This window comes from Streptomyces sp. NPDC057950, from assembly GCF_042887295.1.
GTDB lineage: Bacteria > Actinomycetota > Actinomycetes > Streptomycetales > Streptomycetaceae > Streptomyces > Streptomyces kaempferi.
Map to the genome: position 1 here is coordinate 1 of NZ_JBHVPP010000061.1, position 1537 is coordinate 1537.

The 1537-nt window shown below is 37.3% G+C and carries 1 protein-coding gene; it reads right to left on the reverse strand.

The genetic code is table 11. From position 1 onward, the window contains the following. Positions 1-403: 403 nt before the first annotated feature. Positions 404-1003, reverse strand: coding sequence for a hypothetical protein (locus tag ACFVTC_RS42810; RefSeq protein WP_383393414.1), 600 nt, complete (start codon positions 1001-1003; stop codon positions 404-406). Between the last annotated feature and the right edge of the window lie 534 nt (positions 1004-1537).

The following is a 1537-nucleotide window of genomic DNA, read 5'->3' on the forward strand; positions in this document are numbered from 1 at the left end:
ACCGGTAAGGGGAACTCTTCCCGTGGAGCCGAGCGATGAATCTCCCCCAACCCCCTCACTTTTTGAGGGGGCTCCCTCGCCGGTTGGCGTCAAACAAACGGGGTTGTTTGAGTGCCCAGAGGGTTTGGGTCTTGTAAATCTATCAACTCCTTAAATTCTCGACCTGACGGTCTTGCGATTTACCGTTGACAGATGCCTATATTTATATTTTTTACCAACAAAAAGAGACATAAATAGTTATCATACATCTAGAGAGTACTCAATATTTAAATCTTATTCCGCTAGTGAAGACAGCTACTAGATATAACCTACATAGCAATAACAAAGACCGCCCATTATGTATCAGTGTATAAGGCGATCTTAACTGTATTCATGCTATATAACTATTCGCAAATTAACGACATTATTTCCAAAACTCCCACCATTTCTTCTTTGAAGCCTTAGCCACAGCAGCTTCAATCATAGCTTGGCGTTGATCCATAGAATTTCTCATCGACTCAATCAATTGACTATCTCTTTTATCTAATCTTTGTTCAATGTATTTTTGTTGCTGTTCTAATTGCTCCATGAGCATTTTATTAAACCCTTTTTGTTGTTCAAGTTGTTCCACTATATCGTCTAGCGTAGCGAGTTTATCAAGCTTATTCATTAAAGAATTATATTGCTCATCTGTTAGAGCGATTTTATCCTTTGAAGCCTTATCTATCAAGGTCGTATCGGGTGCCGCTTCGCCCCCGATATGGTTATCATTTTCTTCAGTTTTTAAGTCATTATATTTGGCAGCCAGCGTATTGGCAATATGGCCCAAAGATAAATTCCCTGTCTTTGAGAGGCCATTAAATTCTTTAAAGAGTAAAATATGTTTATCTAAAAACACTCGATGGCCGCTTTCATTTCTAAGAAACATATAGCCCGCTTTTTCCATGTACTGTGCATACTTACGTACCGTAGCGACCGATATACCTACAATCCCTGCTATTTGGCTACTTTGATATTCCTTCATATTGCCTCCTATACTCGCTACGCTAAGCAATACGGCGCAACGAATTAGTTTTCCTGCATTTTATTTAATATAAATATATCACTTTTATTGCCCTCTTCGTTTTGGGGTGTGAGGCTGGCTTTTAAAAATAGTGTATATACATTTTGAAATAGAATTGGATTTTAGGACAGTAGCTCTGGCGGTTCGGCAGGTATAATTGCTAGCACAAGCCGATCATGATTAACTTCGTTTTGGGTATGGTCGGCTTGGCGATATGCCCTCACCTGCCGAAATTTGAAATGCAAGGAGAAAAGAGTGGAGATTTTTTAAGTGACTTTCTTAAAAAATACTACTCGAACCTTGTATGGAAAATAGCCCTTATATTTATAGATAAGAGTAAAAAAAGGAGTAAAATAGCTAAAAACATTGGTATATCAGTAGTTTAAGAGGATTTTAATCGGTGTAATTTTTTATACTGTTTGGTGTAATTTTTTATACTGTTTGGTGTAATGAAAATAAACTGTTGAATTCAGGGTACACCATTTAGTATAATAT